This window comes from Amycolatopsis sulphurea (assembly GCF_002564045.1).
In the GTDB taxonomy this organism is placed as follows: domain Bacteria; phylum Actinomycetota; class Actinomycetes; order Mycobacteriales; family Pseudonocardiaceae; genus Amycolatopsis; species Amycolatopsis sulphurea.
The window spans coordinates 4,037,566-4,051,093 of record NZ_PDJK01000002.1 but is presented as its reverse complement, the minus strand read 5'-3'; the positions used below and the strand labels follow the sequence as shown (position 1 = coordinate 4,051,093).

General features: G+C 71.9%; 15 protein-coding genes. 7 read left to right on the top strand and 8 right to left on the bottom strand.

Annotated elements, in window-relative coordinates; genetic code table 11:
- Positions 1–48 precede the first annotated feature (48 nt).
- On the top strand, positions 49–666 hold the full coding sequence (locus ATK36_RS24720; protein WP_098513674.1) for an acyl-CoA-like ligand-binding transcription factor: 618 nt from the start codon (positions 49–51) through the stop codon (positions 664–666).
- 16 nt (positions 667–682) lie between these two features.
- The gene (locus ATK36_RS24715; protein ID WP_098513673.1) at positions 683–2,200 is read left to right on the top strand and encodes an FAD-dependent monooxygenase; all 1,518 of its coding nucleotides are present in this window, start codon (positions 683–685) and stop codon (positions 2,198–2,200) included.
- An 18-nt stretch (positions 2,201–2,218) separates the two neighbouring features.
- Here ATK36_RS24715 and ATK36_RS24710 read toward each other — a convergent pair whose 3' ends face one another.
- Positions 2,219–3,034 (bottom strand): class I SAM-dependent methyltransferase, encoded by an 816-nt coding sequence (locus tag ATK36_RS24710; protein ID WP_098513672.1) that lies wholly within the window; start codon positions 3,032–3,034, stop codon positions 2,219–2,221.
- 436 nt (positions 3,035–3,470) lie between these two features.
- Here ATK36_RS24710 and ATK36_RS24705 point away from each other — a divergent pair, with 436 nt between their 5' ends.
- Entirely contained in the window at positions 3,471–4,145 is a 675-nt protein-coding gene (locus tag ATK36_RS24705; protein ID WP_098513671.1) for an alpha/beta hydrolase family protein, read from the top strand.
- A 1-nt stretch (position 4,146) separates the two neighbouring features.
- Here ATK36_RS24705 and ATK36_RS24700 read toward each other — a convergent pair whose 3' ends face one another.
- From ATK36_RS24700 to ATK36_RS32465, 4 genes are all read right to left on the bottom strand, one after another.
- A complete protein-coding gene (locus ATK36_RS24700; RefSeq protein WP_098513670.1) occupies positions 4,147–4,827 on the bottom strand; it encodes an anti-sigma factor family protein in 681 nt (226 codons plus the stop codon).
- Positions 4,824–5,375 (bottom strand): sigma-70 family RNA polymerase sigma factor, encoded by a 552-nt coding sequence (locus ATK36_RS24695; RefSeq protein ID WP_098513669.1) that lies wholly within the window; start codon positions 5,373–5,375, stop codon positions 4,824–4,826. The genes ATK36_RS24700 and ATK36_RS24695 overlap by 4 nt, the downstream gene beginning before the upstream one ends.
- 80 nt (positions 5,376–5,455) lie before the next feature.
- The gene (locus ATK36_RS24690; protein WP_170069888.1) at positions 5,456–6,622 is read right to left on the bottom strand and encodes a S1C family serine protease; all 1,167 of its coding nucleotides are present in this window, start codon (positions 6,620–6,622) and stop codon (positions 5,456–5,458) included.
- 40 nt (positions 6,623–6,662) lie between these two features.
- Complete coding sequence (locus ATK36_RS32465) at positions 6,663–6,905, bottom strand: hypothetical protein (RefSeq protein WP_170069887.1); 243 nt, start codon at positions 6,903–6,905, stop codon at positions 6,663–6,665.
- 262 nt (positions 6,906–7,167) lie between these two features.
- On the opposite strand from ATK36_RS32465, the gene ATK36_RS24685 reads away from it, so the two are divergent.
- From ATK36_RS24685 to ATK36_RS24675, 3 genes are read left to right on the top strand one after another with little or no spacing between them, the layout of a single operon-like run.
- On the top strand, positions 7,168–8,241 hold the full coding sequence (locus ATK36_RS24685) for a VanZ family protein (protein WP_098513667.1): 1,074 nt from the start codon (positions 7,168–7,170) through the stop codon (positions 8,239–8,241).
- Between the two features lie 50 nt (positions 8,242–8,291).
- Positions 8,292–9,776, top strand: coding sequence for an AlkA N-terminal domain-containing protein (locus tag ATK36_RS24680; protein ID WP_098515155.1), 1,485 nt, complete (start codon positions 8,292–8,294; stop codon positions 9,774–9,776).
- Positions 9,773–10,240, top strand: coding sequence for a methylated-DNA--[protein]-cysteine S-methyltransferase (locus ATK36_RS24675; RefSeq protein ID WP_098513666.1), 468 nt, complete (start codon positions 9,773–9,775; stop codon positions 10,238–10,240). Before ATK36_RS24680 ends, ATK36_RS24675 begins: the two co-directional genes overlap by 4 nt.
- Positions 10,241–10,428: 188 nt before the next feature.
- Here ATK36_RS24675 and ATK36_RS24670 read toward each other — a convergent pair whose 3' ends face one another.
- Complete coding sequence (locus ATK36_RS24670; protein ID WP_098513665.1) at positions 10,429–11,061, bottom strand: peptide deformylase; 633 nt, start codon at positions 11,059–11,061, stop codon at positions 10,429–10,431.
- Positions 11,062–11,140: 79 nt separating this feature from the next.
- Here ATK36_RS24670 and ATK36_RS24665 point away from each other — a divergent pair, with 79 nt between their 5' ends.
- Complete coding sequence (locus ATK36_RS24665; protein ID WP_098513664.1) at positions 11,141–12,337, top strand: cysteine desulfurase-like protein; 1,197 nt, start codon at positions 11,141–11,143, stop codon at positions 12,335–12,337.
- 30 nt (positions 12,338–12,367) lie between these two features.
- Here ATK36_RS24665 and ATK36_RS24660 read toward each other — a convergent pair whose 3' ends face one another.
- Together ATK36_RS24660 and ATK36_RS33815 are read right to left on the bottom strand one after the other, a co-directional pair.
- Entirely contained in the window at positions 12,368–12,883 is a 516-nt protein-coding gene (locus tag ATK36_RS24660; RefSeq protein ID WP_245915093.1) for an LmrA/YxaF family transcription factor, read from the bottom strand.
- Positions 12,816–13,433, bottom strand: coding sequence for a GNAT family N-acetyltransferase (locus tag ATK36_RS33815; RefSeq protein ID WP_245915091.1), 618 nt, complete (start codon positions 13,431–13,433; stop codon positions 12,816–12,818). Before ATK36_RS33815 ends, ATK36_RS24660 begins: the two co-directional genes overlap by 68 nt.
- Between the last annotated feature and the right edge of the window lie 95 nt (positions 13,434–13,528).

Genomic DNA, 13,528 nt, shown 5'->3' with positions numbered 1-13,528 from the left:
ACACGCAAAGATTGCGCGGCACGCACATTCAGGCGTAGCGTCGGAGCCGTGACCGAACGCCCCAGCCTGCGGGAACGCCGCCGCCAGGAGACGCGCCGGGCGATTTCCTGGGCGGCGATCACGCTCGCCGTGGAACGCGGGCTGGGCAACGTGACCATCGACGACATCGCCGGTGAAGCGGGCGTTTCGCCGCGCACCGTGAACAACTACTTCTCCAGCAAGGCCGAGGCGATCGCCGCGCGGCAGTACGACCGGGCGCAGGCCATCGCGGATCACCTGCGTGCCCGCCCCGCCGATGAACCACTGTGGACGGCGCTGCGCCAGGCCGTGCTCGACCAGTACCGGTGCGACCGCGGCGAAACCGCGGACAGCGGCCAACCCGATCCACAGTGGACACAAGGCGTCCGGCTGATGATCGCCGAACCCGCGCTGCAGGGCGAATTCCTGAAAGCCGGCGCGGCCACCGAGCAGGCCTTGGCCGAGGCGATCGCCGAGCGCCTCGGTGAAGGCCCGGAACACGACCTGCGGCCGATGCTGGTCGCGGCTGCCGCCGGGGGCGCGGTCCGGGCGGCCATGCTGCGCTGGCTGCGCGCCGCTCCTCCGATTCCGTTCGAAACCGCGCTGCACCAGGCTTTCGATCAGCTGGCCGAGGTGCTGCTGCCCTGACCCCGTGGGGGAAATCATGCCGGAAATCGTGATCGCCGGAGGCGGGCCGAACGGCCTGCTGCTCGCGGCCGAACTGTGCCTGGCCGGGATCCGCCCGGTCGTGCTCGAACGGCTGCCCGGCGCCAAGGAGGAACACCGCGCGAACGGCCTCGTCGGCCAGGTGGTGCCGCTGCTGCACCGCCGTGGCCTCTACGCGCAGCTCACCGGGGAGGCCGCGCCGAAGCCGGTGCCCGGATTCATTTTCGGCGGGTTCCGGCTCGATCTCGCGGACCTGGCGGACAACCCGGTGTACGTCCTGCCGAAGCCGCAGCGTGAGCTGGAACGGGTCCTCGCGCGGCACGCCGCCGAGCTGGGTGCCGAAATCCGGCGTGGGCACGAGTGCACCGGATTCACCGCCGGAGCGGACTCGGTGACCGTGCAGGTGACCGGACCGGACGGCCCCTACCGGCTCACGGCCGAATACCTGGTCGGCGCGGACGGTGGCCGCAGCACGGTACGGAAACTCGCCGGGATCGAGTTCCCCGGCGTCTCCCGGGACGATTCGGTGTCACGCAGCGCGCAGGTCCGGATTCCGCCGGAGCTGATCGACCCGGCCACCGGCGGGCTGCGGCCGGCCGGGCACCGGATCCCGCCGTTCCTGCACTACCGCACGGAAACCGGGGTCTTCACCTACGCACCCTTCGATGCGAACGCGCCGTCGGTGAATGTTTCCGAACGAGGCGTGCCGGCCCCGCCCGAAGAGGTGCCACCGACGCTGGACGAGGTCCGGGAAAGCATCCGCCGGGTGCTGGGCACCGATCTGCCATTCGCCCCGCCCGCCGGCGCCGGGCCGTTCCAGCTGCGCAGGCTGCTCGGGGGCAACACCCGGATCGCCGAGCGGTTCCGCGCCGGGCGGGTGCTCCTGCTCGGCGACGCGGCCCACGTGCATTCCGCGATCGGCGGCCCCGGTCTGAACCTCGGCCTGCAGGACGCGGCCAACCTGGCCTGGAAGCTCGCCGCCGAGGTGCACGGCTGGGCGCCGCCGGGGCTGCTCGACAGCTACGACGCCGAACGCCGCCCGGTCAGCCACCGGGTGGTCATGAGCACCCAGGCGCAGGGAGCGCTGACCGCGCCGGGTCCGGAGGTCACCGAGCTGCGCGCGCTGTTCGGGGAGCTGCTCGGCCACGGCGTGGTCCGCAAACAGCTCGCGGATCTGTTGTCCGGCAACGACATCCGGTATGGCGACGCGCCGGATCCGTGGACCGGCCGCTGGGCACCGGACCTGACTTTGACCGATCCGGAGCCGTTCGCCGCGGCACAGCGTGCAGCCCGCCCGATCCTGCTCGACCTGACCCCGGGCGCGAAGCTCGCCGCGGCAGGAAAACCGTGGCAGGACCGAGTGACGACGGTGTGCACGGACGCCGCCGAGGACGCGCCCACGGCATTGCTGGTCCGACCTGATGGCTACGTCGCCTGGGCTTCCTCAGACACCGAACCCGACGTCGACGCACTTCGATCCGCGCTGACCCGGTGGTTCGGAGCGGCGGTCGACTGAGTACGCGGCCAACCGCAGTCACGACAACCGTGTGACCGCCACGTTCACCCTGGCCTTCGCCGGAAGCACCCCGTCCGCGGTCAGCAGGTCCCGCGTGGCGACCATGAACGCCGTCCGCAACCCCGCGACCTGCGTCTCGTCAAGCGAATCGATCTGGTAGTACGTGTCGTGGCAGGTCTGCCACACCTGCTCCGGCGGACCGGACACGTCGAGCAGCAGCTCGTGCCAGTCCACCGGGGCGAATCCGGCCGGGCCGAGGAGCCGGTCAAGGCCCTCGCGGGTCCGAGTACGCGGATCGCCGCCGGAGGGCACGCGCCGTTCTTCCGGGATCACGGCGAACAGCGGGCGCGCGATCTTCGGGAACACCGCCAGCGCGCCCTCCCCCGGGCCACCCACCCCGATCGCGAACGTGCCGCCGGGGGCGAGCACCCGCGCCGTCTCCGCGACGACCTGTTCGACATCGGTCATCAGCATCAGCGCCATGAAGGACACGACGGCGTCGAACCCGTCATCCCCGAACGGCAGCTTCTGCGCCCGCCCGGTGCGCACGTCCGCGCCCGCCAGCGCGGGGGTAACGAGCGCTCGCCGCACGTGGCCCGGCGACAGGTCGATACCGGCCAGGGTCTCCGCACCGCGGGCGGCGAGCACCGCCAGCAGCGAACCGTCCCCACAGCCGAGGTCGAGCACGCGGCGCGGCTCACCGACGTACTCGGCGAAGGCCTCGTACACCGTGCGGTCGTCCCCCACCAGCCGCCCTGCTCCCGCCAGCTCGGACGCCGCGGCCGGATTCCGGTCGTGGTAATCGCGGAGGAAGGCTTCGACGGGCGTGGTCATGCCCGCGACGGTAGCGCGACCCGCCCCGACCGCAGGCGGTATTCGCGAGATCGGCCCGGCAGGCAAACGAGGCGCTGGCTGTGAAGGGGTCCTTCACGGACTCAGAAGCCAGGGTCCCGGCAAAGTCGGTCGAGGACCCGTGATCAGCAGAGAGAGCCGTGGCTGTCGCGTCATCATAGACGACACCTGCCATCCCGATCTATTGCACCCGGCAGCAGGCGAAGCGGAGGTGTTCGAGACGCGCGACCACCTCGCACTGTGCGCCAGACCTGTCCCGGGTCCGTGAAGGGGCCCTTCACAGACCTTCACAGCCCTCCGCAGTCTGCGCAGGGCCCCACACACCGACTTTGCCGACACCCTGGACGCAGTCCGTGAAGGGACCCTTCACAGCCCTGCAACCACCACGCCACCGGCGGCGTACCTCGATAATGGGCCGATGGAAACCCTTCGCTACGGCGCCGAACCCAGCCAGTTCGCCGAACTCCACGGAACCGCGCCGGAGAAGGGCACCGCGATCCTGCTGCACGGCGGCTGGTGGCGCGCCAAACACGATCTCCACCAGCTCGACGCGATGGCCGCCGATTTGACCGACGCGGGCTGGCGCGTGGTGAACATCGAATACCGGCGCATCGACGGCGACACGGGCGGGTGGCCGCTGACCTTCGACGATGTACGCACCGCGATCCGTACCGCGGCCCCGGGCGCCCCGTCTGTCGCGATCGGCCACTCCGCGGGCGGGCAGCTGGCGCTGCTGGCAGGGAAGGCCGAGAGCTTGTCCGGCGTCGTCGCATTGGCCCCAATCACCGACGTACCCCGCTGTGCGGCGGAGGAACTCGGCGAAGGCGCGGCCTCACTGTTCCTGCGCGATGACGATCCCGCCGCCTCACCGCTTCGGCAGCTGCCAGTCGGCTGCCCACATCTGGTCGTACACGGCGACGCCGACGTACGCGTACCGGTAGCGCACAGCCGCGAGTACGTGACGGCGGCGCGCGCAGCAGGCGACGAAGTGGACTACGTCGAGCTGCCGGACATCGACCACTTCCGGTTGATCGACCCCGCCGGCGAGCCGTGGCAGCACGCCCGCCGGTGGCTGGCCGCACGGTTCGGGTGACTCACGGCAGTCCCGCACGGACGAACCGATGGCCCGCGGTGTTCTCGATGGAGATCGCCGCCACCTGAGCCGGGTCGACGATGGCCGAGCCGTACAGGCTCGCGCCGTCGCGAGCGCTCTCCGCGGTGACCACCCAGCCGCCCGCGATCTGGCGTTCACCGTTCTTGTCCTCGACGACCAGCAAGCACTTCTCCCCGCTGGGCAGCCCGGTCACCATGGCGTTCACCCGGACCCAGCCGGCCGCGGGCGCGATGGTCGCGGTGAGCGACGCATCGCCCGAGGCGCCGTGCACAGTACGAATGCCCGGGGCTTCGATGGTCGGCGGCGAGACCGCCGTGGGACTGTTCGAACTGCCCACGGCCACGCCGATGCCCAGCCCGATCGCGGCGACGACCACCGCTGCGGCGGCCGCGGCGAGCGTGCCTCGCCCGGTCCGGCGGCGCGATTCCGTCCGCACCCGGTGCACTGTGCGCTTCAGCAGCAGGTCCCCGTCCTCCGGGGCGCCCACCAGCAGCGCTTCCGGTGGCAGCTCGCCGAGAATTCCCCGCACCTCGCGCAGGGACGCCGCCTCCGACCGGCAGGCCGGGCAGCACTCCAGATGCGCTTCGGCCGCGCGGTGCTCGTCCGTGCCGAACAGGCCGGTGAGGTATCCGGCCAGGTCCACGTGCTCATCCCGGTTCATCCGGCGATCCCCTCCGCTCCTGCTCGCTCGTCGCGGAACTGCTCCCGCAGCGCCCGCAGCCCGTAATACGAACGGGACTTCACGGTGCCGGGCGGAATGCCCAGCAGTTCGGCGGCTTCGGCCACGCTCCGGCCGTGCAGGTACATCTGCTCCAGCACGACGCGGTGCTCGGCGGAGAGCCCGTCGAGCGCGGCCAGCACCACCATCGAGTCGACCACGCGGTCGGCGTGGTCGTGCTCGACCGGGATGCCGGCGGGCACCCCGGCGACCTCGGCCGGCCGCGCATGACTCGCCCGGACCCGGTCGATCACGAGGTTGCGCACCACGGTGAGCAGCCAGCCGCGTACCGAACCCCGGCCGTTGACCAGGCTGTCCGGGTTCCGCCAGGCCCGCACGAGCGCCTCCTGCACCACGTCCTCGGCCGCGGCGCGATCGCCGAGCAGCCGCGTGGCGTAGCCGAGCATCGCCCGCCCGTGCTCCTCGAACAGGGAGCGCACGAGCGCCTCGTCGGCCACTTCCCGCCGACGACGGGTCCGCCATCCGGCCATCCGGAGCACCCTCCCGGCCGGGCGCCCCGGCCACCAGGGACAAGCCTAGGCCGGAACTGCCGGAAACGGGCCGGGCACGCTCAGCCGATCGGCCCGCTGGCCGCCTGCACGGACACCGTGGCCTGCTGCCCGCCCTGCCCGGTGATGGTGAACTTCAGCGTTTCGCCGGGGTGGTGCCGGTCCATCTGCGCGATCAGATCGGCGGCCGAGCGCACCGGCTGATCGCCGACGCCGACCACCAGCAGGCCGGCCTTGAGCCCAGCCTCGTCCGCCGGGCCCTTCTGGACCAGCGCCTGGATCATCGCCCCGGCGCCATCGGCGGTCTCGTTCACGGTCATGCCCAGGTACGCGCTCGGTCCGATGTGGATGGAGCCGGATTCCTTACCCGCGGCGATCTGCCCGGCGATCTCCGCGGCGGGCGTGATCGGGATGGTGTAGCTCTCGTGCTCACCCTTTTCGACCGCGTAGCCCGCGCTGCCCGCGACGTTCACGCCGATCACCCGGCCGGCGGTGTCGGTGAGTGGCCCGCCGGAATCCCCTTGCCGCACGGGCGCGTCGGTCTGGATCAGATCGTGCAGGGTCTCGGTGGCACCGGTCTCCGCGTCGCGGGCGACGATCGACCGGCCGAGCGCGGTCACCCGGCCCACGGCCGAGGCCGGCTCCCCGCCCTGCCCGCCCGCGTTGCCGACGCCGAGCACGTAGTCACCGGGCTTGACCTGACCGGAATCGCCGAGCGTCGCGGTGGGCAGCCCGCTCACGCCGGCGAGCTTGAGCACGGCGAGATCGTGGGAACGGTCGTAGCCGAGCACCTTCGCGTCGTGAACCCGGCCGCCGGCCAGCGTGACCCGGACGACGATGGAGCCTTCGACCACGTGGTTGTTCGTCAGCACCAGCCCGTCCGCGCCGAGCACGATCCCGGTGCCGGAGGCGACCCCCTGGCCGGTGGCCAGCACCGCTTCGACGTTCGCCACACCGGGGCGTACGCGCGCGTACGCCCCGCCGATGTCGAACGGCTGCGAAGGCGGCTTCGGGGGCGGCGGCTGCCGCAGGACGTAACGCGTGATGGTGAATCCGGTCAGCCCCAGCAACACGACCAGGCCGGCCACCAGGGCCACTATCCGCCACCGGCGCTGCGGCGAGGGCGGCGGGGTGGGTTGCGGTGCCGATTCGGGGGCGGGCGCGGGCGGGGCCACCTGCTGCGGCCGGGGCCAGGGCGCGCCCAGCGGCGCGTTCGGGTTCTCGCTCATCCTCGGCTGTCCTGCTCCAGTCCCGGTCGTCCCCGCACGCTCAGACGGCACTCGGCTGCGGGTCGGTCGCCACCAGCGGGCTGGCCGGGGCACCCGGTCGCCGGGTGAGCACCACCAGACCGCGCCGGCGCAGCCGATCCACCGCCTGCGCCTCCCAGGGCGGTACCCGTCCGCCGCCGGACCACAGGTAGCACTCCTCTGCTCCGACGAACCCGTTGCGGACCACGACCAATCCACGCCGGACATCGTCAAGCGCGCGCATGTCCTCTTCGACGAGCACCATGGCGGCTCCTTCCCACCACCTTATGGTGGGCCGCCCGGGCGGGCAGGGACAGCCGGACCCGCCGGGCAGGGGTGCGGAGGGGAAACAGGGGCGCCCGGATGGCCATCTTGTGGCACGATCCACCCGCCCGGTCCGGCGCCGGCGACCACATCGGACAGCTCGGACCGGCCGGACCACACTGGGGCCAACAGAAACCGCCGCCCGCCGCGTTGCCCGGGGAGAACCGCCGTTACCCTCCCCAGGCAACAGAGGGTGAGGTTCGATGACACAGTGGAGCGCGCCGACGCTCGTCGCGGTCTTCGCCGGCATCGGCCTGGCGATCCTGCTGGTGGTGCCCTACGTCGCGGTGACCTACCGCAAGCGTGGCGAATTGGGCATGTTCCGCGCGATCGCGGCACCGGCCTTCCTGGTGTACGCGTTCGCGCTGGTCACCTACACCCTGATGCCGATCCCGCGCATCGACGCGGCGTACTGCGCCGCGCACCGGAAGCTGCGGCACCCCGAGTTGAACCCGCTGCAGTTCCTGTCGGACATTCACCAGTTCAACACCGACCTGCTGCACAACCCGGCGCTGCGGCAGGTGTTGTTCAACGTCGCGTTCTTCGTGCCGTGGGGCGTGTTCATACGGCGTTTGTTCGGGCGCAGCATCGGATTCGCCATCCTCAGCGGATTCGCCATGTCGCTGCTGATCGAGACTACGCAGCTGACCGGCGTCTGGTTCCTGATGAAGTGCCCGTACCGGCTGTTCGACACCGGTGACCTGCTGTCCAACACGGTCGGCGCGGCGCTGGGCGCGGCGCTGGCGTTCCGGTTGCGCCGCCGGATCCGGCGGCCCGCCGGGGAACCACGGCCGGTACGTACCGGCAGGCGGCTGCTCGGCATGATGCTCGACCTCATCACGGTCACCCTGGTCGGCGTGGTAGTGAACTTCATCGTGGTATCCGTCCGGTACGTCGCGACCGGGAGGCTCGTGACCGAAGGTGACCCGACGGTGGAGGGCCTGCTCCACACCTGCCTGCCTGCGGTGCTCCTGCTGCTCGTCCTCCCGGCCGTGACCAACGGCGGCACCGTCGGCCAGCACGCGGTTCTGCTGGCCATGGCGGACGCCCGCGGGAAGCGACCTTCGATCCTGCGCTGCCTTGTCCGCTTCGTCTTCGGGACCGGTGGCTTCTTGGTGCTCAGCGGCCTCAACTCCGGCTGGGCGCTGCTCTGGCTCGGGGCCAACCTGGTCGTTCTGCTCGTCACCCCCGGCCCGCGCGGGCTGACCGCGCGGCTCGCCGGGCTCACCGTGGTCGACGCCCGTAAGTCCGCGGAGGTCCCGGTCCCGCAAGGGTGATGTCGTTTTTTCGCGAGGTTTCCGGCGGCGGGGGCGGCACACTGATCCTCGTGCACGAGGAGACCGAGCGCTGCATCCGTGCGGTGCAAGCGAAAGACGACCGGTTCGACGGCTGGTTCTTCACCGCGGTGGTGACCACGCGGATCTATTGCCGGCCGAGTTGCCCGGTGGTCCCGCCGAAGGTGGCGAACATGCGCTTCTACCCGAGCGCCGCCGCCGCACAGGTGGCCGGGTTCCGCGCCTGCAAGCGCTGCCGCCCGGACGCCTCTCCCGGCTCGCCGCAGTGGAACGAACGGGCCGACGTGGTGGCCCGCGCGATGCGGCTGATCGCCGACGGGGTGGTCGACCGCGAAGGCGTCCAAGGCCTGGCCACGCGGCTGGGCTACAGCGTCCGCCAGGTGGAACGTCAGGTCAGTGCGGAGCTGGGAGCCGGACCACTCGCGCTGGCCCGCGCACAGCGCGCGGAGACCGCACGGCTGCTGATCGAGACCAACGCGATGCCGATGGGCGACATCACGCACGCCGCCGGCTTTTCCAGCATCCGCACGTTCAACGAGACCGTCCGTGCGGTTTTCGCCCTCACGCCGAGCGAGCTGCGGTCGCGGGCCCGCGGAGGTGGACGCGACAAGTCGCCGAGCGTCCTCGGGTTGCGGCTGCCATTCCGCCGTCCATTGTGTCCGGACAACCTCTTCGGGCACCTCGCCGCGACGGCCGTACCCGGCGTCGAGGAATGGCGGGACGGCGCGTACCGGCGCACCCTCCGCCTGCCGCACGGGCACGGCGTGGTGTCGCTCCGGCCCGAGGCCGACCACATCGCGTGCCGGCTGAGCCTCACCGACCTGCGTGACCTGGCGGCCGCGATCAGCCGCTGCCGGTGGCTGCTGGACCTGGACGCCGACCCGGTGGCCGTCGACGAGCAGCTGAGCACGGACCCGATGCTCGCGCAGCTCGTGGCCGCGGCGCCGGGAAGGCGGGTGCCGCGCACAACCGATCCGGACGAGTTCGCGGTCCGTGCCGTTCTCGGGCAACAGGTCTCCACCGCGGCCGCCCGCACGCACGCGGCCCGGCTCGTCCTCGCGCACGGCACTCCGATCGAGGACCGCGAAGGCGAGCTGACGCACCTGTTCCCGGCCGCGGACGACCTCGCCGCACTCGACCCGGAAACGCTGGCGATGCCGAAGTCCCGCCGCACCACCCTGCTCGGCCTGGTCGCCGCGCTCGTCTCGGGAGAGGTCGACCTCGCCGTCGGCGGCGACTGGGACCGTGCCCGCGCCCAGCTGGCCGCGCTCCCGGGTTTCGGTCCGTGGACGGTGGAAAGCGTCGCGATGCGCGCACTGGGCGACCCGGACGCGTTCGTCGGCACCGATCTCGGAGTGAAGATCGCCGCGGAAACCCTCGGCCTACCCACCCAGCCGTCCGCGTTGCGCGAGCGCGCCAACGCGTGGCGGCCCTGGCGCGCGTACGCCGTGCAGCATCTGTGGGCCACCGGAGACCACCCGATCAACCGCATTCCCGCCGGAGAGGAAACGGCATGACCTACACCACCTTCGAAAGCCCGGTCGGCCTGCTCACCGCGGTCGGCCGAGACGGCGGGCTTGCCGGGCTATATCTGGAAAACCACCGGCACCAGCCCGACCCGGCCACCTTCGGCGAGCGCGACGACCGGGCGTTCACCGAGGTCCGACGCCAGCTGTCGGAGTACTTCGCGGGCGAGCGCGCGGAGTTCGACCTGGCCCTGACGATGCGGGGCACCCCCTTCCAGCAGACCGTCTGGCGGGAACTCACCCGGATCCCCTACGGGGAGACGATCACCTACCGCGAGCTGGCCGAGCAGATCGGCAAGCCGGGTGCGTTCCGGGCGGTCGGCCTGGCCAACGGGCGCAACCCGGTGAGCATCGTGGTGCCCTGTCACCGGGTGATCGGCAGCAACGGCGATCTCACCGGGTACGGCGGCGGGGTGGCGCGCAAACGTCGTTTGCTGGAGCTGGAATCCGGGTGACCGGCGGGTTCAGGCGGTGAATTCGAGCGCCACCCGGAAGCGCGCCTCCTCGGACCTCATGCGCGAGCCTTCCGGCAGCCGCGTCCACCGAAAGGCTGTGAAGGGGCCCTTCACGGACTCTGAGTCCGTGAAGGGCCCCTTCACAGCCCTTGTTGCGCTGTACGTCGGCGGGGTCGCGCTGCCGAGAGTCAGGGTAGGTCGAAGCCCAGCTCCCGGGCGGCCTCGGCCGGAGTCGGCTGGGCCCAGCGGCGAGCCACCGCCTCGTGCGTGGACAGCGAACGCGACTCGGCGCGGTCGACGTAGAGAATGCCGTGCAGGTGATCGGTCTCGTGCTGCACGATGCGCGCGGGCCAGCCGGACAGCTGCTCGTCCAGTGCGGCACCGGTCTCGTCCTGCCCGGTCAGCCGGATCCGCAGCGGCCGGGCGACCACCGCCTGCCAGCCGGCCACGCTGAGGCAGCCCTCGAAGAACGCCGCGAGCTCGTCCCCGAGCCGCTGGTAGACCGGATTCACCAGCACCCGGAACGGCAGCGGCGCGATCCCGCGGGTCTCCAGCGTGGCCGCGGGCACGCCCGGCCGCTCACGCGCGCCGTCCTCGACCACCGCGATCCGCACGCCGAGCCCGATCTGCGGCGCGGCCAGCCCCACCCCAGGCGCTTCGCGCATAGTGACCTGCATGCCCTCGATCAGCGCGGCCAGCGCGAGCTCGGTCAGCTCGCCCTCGTACGGCCGGGCCGAAGCACGCAGCACCGGGTCACCGGCCTGCACGATCGGCCAGGGCAGCGGCCGGGCGAGCAGTTCGTCCACCTGATCGGCGAGCACGGGTGGCCCCTTTCCACGCGGTTTCCCGGATGATCGCACGGCTGGCCCTCAGCCCGCCCGGTCGGGCAAGCTGTCGGCTGTGGCCTACGACGTGAATGCGATCCGCAAGCACTTCCCCGCCCTCGCCGGCGGCGCCGCCCACTTCGACGGACCTGGCGGATCCCAAGTACCCCGCCAGGTCGGCGAAGCCGTTGCCGCGACGCTCTGCGCGGCCATCGCCAACCGCGGCACGATCACCGCCGCCGAACGCCGTGCCGACGGCGTGGTGCACGAAGCCCGGCAGGCGGGCGCCGACCTGCTCGGCGCGCGTCCCGAGGGGGTGGTGTTCGGCCGCAGCATGACCCAGCTCACTTACGACTTCTCCCGCGCGCTGGCCAAGAACTGGCAGCCCGGCGACGAGATCGTGGTTACCCGCCTCGACCACGACGCGAATATCCGGCCGTGGCTGCAGGCCGCCGAAGCCCGGGGAGTGACCGTGCGCTGGGCGGATTTCGACCTGGAGACCGGGGAACTGCCGTTGTCCGCGATCAGCGCGCTGCTCAGCGACCGGACCCGGCTGGTGGCCGTCACCGCGGCGTCGAACCTGCTCGGCTCCCGTCCGGACATCCCGGCGATCACCGCTGCCGCCCGCGAGGCAGGCGCGCTGAGCTACGTCGACGGCGTGCACCTCACCCCGCACAGCCCGGTCGATGTCGCGGCGCTCGGCGCGGACTTCTACGCGTGCTCGGCCTACAAGTTCCTCGGCCCGCACCTCGGCCTGCTGGCCGCCGCGCCAGAGCTGCTGGAAACCCTGCGCCCGGACAAGCTGTTGCCCTCCACCGACGCCGTGCCGGAGCGGTTCGAGCTGGGCACGCTCCCGTACGAACTGCTCGCGGGCGCTACCGCGGCCGTCGACTTCCTCGCCGGCCTGGTCCCCGGAACCGGCTCCCGCCGCGCGCGACTGACGCAGTCGCTGACCGAACTCGAAGCGTACGAAACGGCCATGCTGACCCGCCTGGACAAGGGTCTTGCCGAGCTGCCCCGCGTCGTCCGTTACGGCTCCCCGACCCGCGCCCGCACGCCGACGGTGCTGTTCACCGTCACCGGAACCACGCCAACAGCCGTGTACGAGCACCTCGCCACTCGCGGTATCAACGCACCGGCGGCGACGTTCTACGCGATCGAATGCTCCCGCCACCTCGGCCTCGGCGACACCGGCGCGGTCCGGGCGGGCATCGCGCCGTACACCACGGCAGCGGAGGTGGACCGGCTGCTGGCGGCGGTCGGGGAGCTGTGAGGGCGGCCGGCCCCCTGCGTCCACAGTGGACTAAGACCGTGCCCGGCGCCGGAGCGGCGCGTCCAGCACCGGGGCAAGCTCCGCCACCACCGTGTCGAGCGGGGTGAGGTCGCGGTCGGCCCTGGCGAGCACCAGCGCGCCTTCCAGCGCGCTGATCATCAGCACTGCCAACGATTCCGCACGCGGGCGCGGTACGCCCAGCTCGTCCAGCGCGGTCACGAGACGACGGCGCCATTCCGCGAAAGCCTCGCTCGCGCGCTCGCGCAGCGCATCGCTTTCCGCGGCGACGTCGGCGACCGTGGCCACCAGCGGGCAGCCGCCCGAGTAGCCGAGTTCGATCAGCTCCGCCCGCCATTGACCGACCATCGCGGCGAACAGCGCGGACGGCGTCCGCTCCGGAAGAGACTCGAACGCACGCGCCGCCCGGCGCGCGGCGTATCGCCCTGCCCAGCCGATCGCCTCGCCGAACAGCTGCTCCTTACCGCCGGGGAAGTAGTGCTGAAGCGACCCGCGCGGCGCCTCGGCATGCGCCACCACTTCGCGCATCCCGGTGCCCCGCAAACCCTGCGTACGCAGCAGTTGCGCAGCGCTGTAGACCATCCGATCCCGGGCCGGGCGCTCCGCCATCCGAGGTCTCCTTTCCGGCTCGTCCCACTACGTATTCGAATTCCTGCTCCGACCAGCCGTACTCCGGCAGCAACCGGAATCCGCACGCCCGCAGCAGCCCTTCGGCCGCCTCGTTGCCCGACTGCACGGTCGCGTGCACCGTCCAGCCACGCCACCGCGACGCGCCGATGACCAGCCCGACGAGCGCGCGCCCGATGCCCTGACGCTGCCACGGGTCCGCCACCAGCAGCCCGAGTTCCGCCCGCCGTTCGCCGTCCGGGACCACGTTCAGCAGGCCCGCCGAAACCCCGTCCCGCTCCGCGACCAGCGCCAGCCCGGCGAGCAGGAACCGCCCGTACCGCGTCAGCACCTCGTCCGGATCGGGCGCACGGCCCACGGTGAACCGCCGCCGCACCGACTCGGGTGAGCACGCCCGCACCACTCCAGCCACGCTCTCCGCGGTGGCCGCACGCACCATGACAGTCGTCATAAAGCGAGGGTCGCACGCCGGACCGTCTATGACAAGTGTCATGAGTCGCGCCAGGCTTTGTTGATCACGCTCGCGACACGGCGGCACCGCACTTT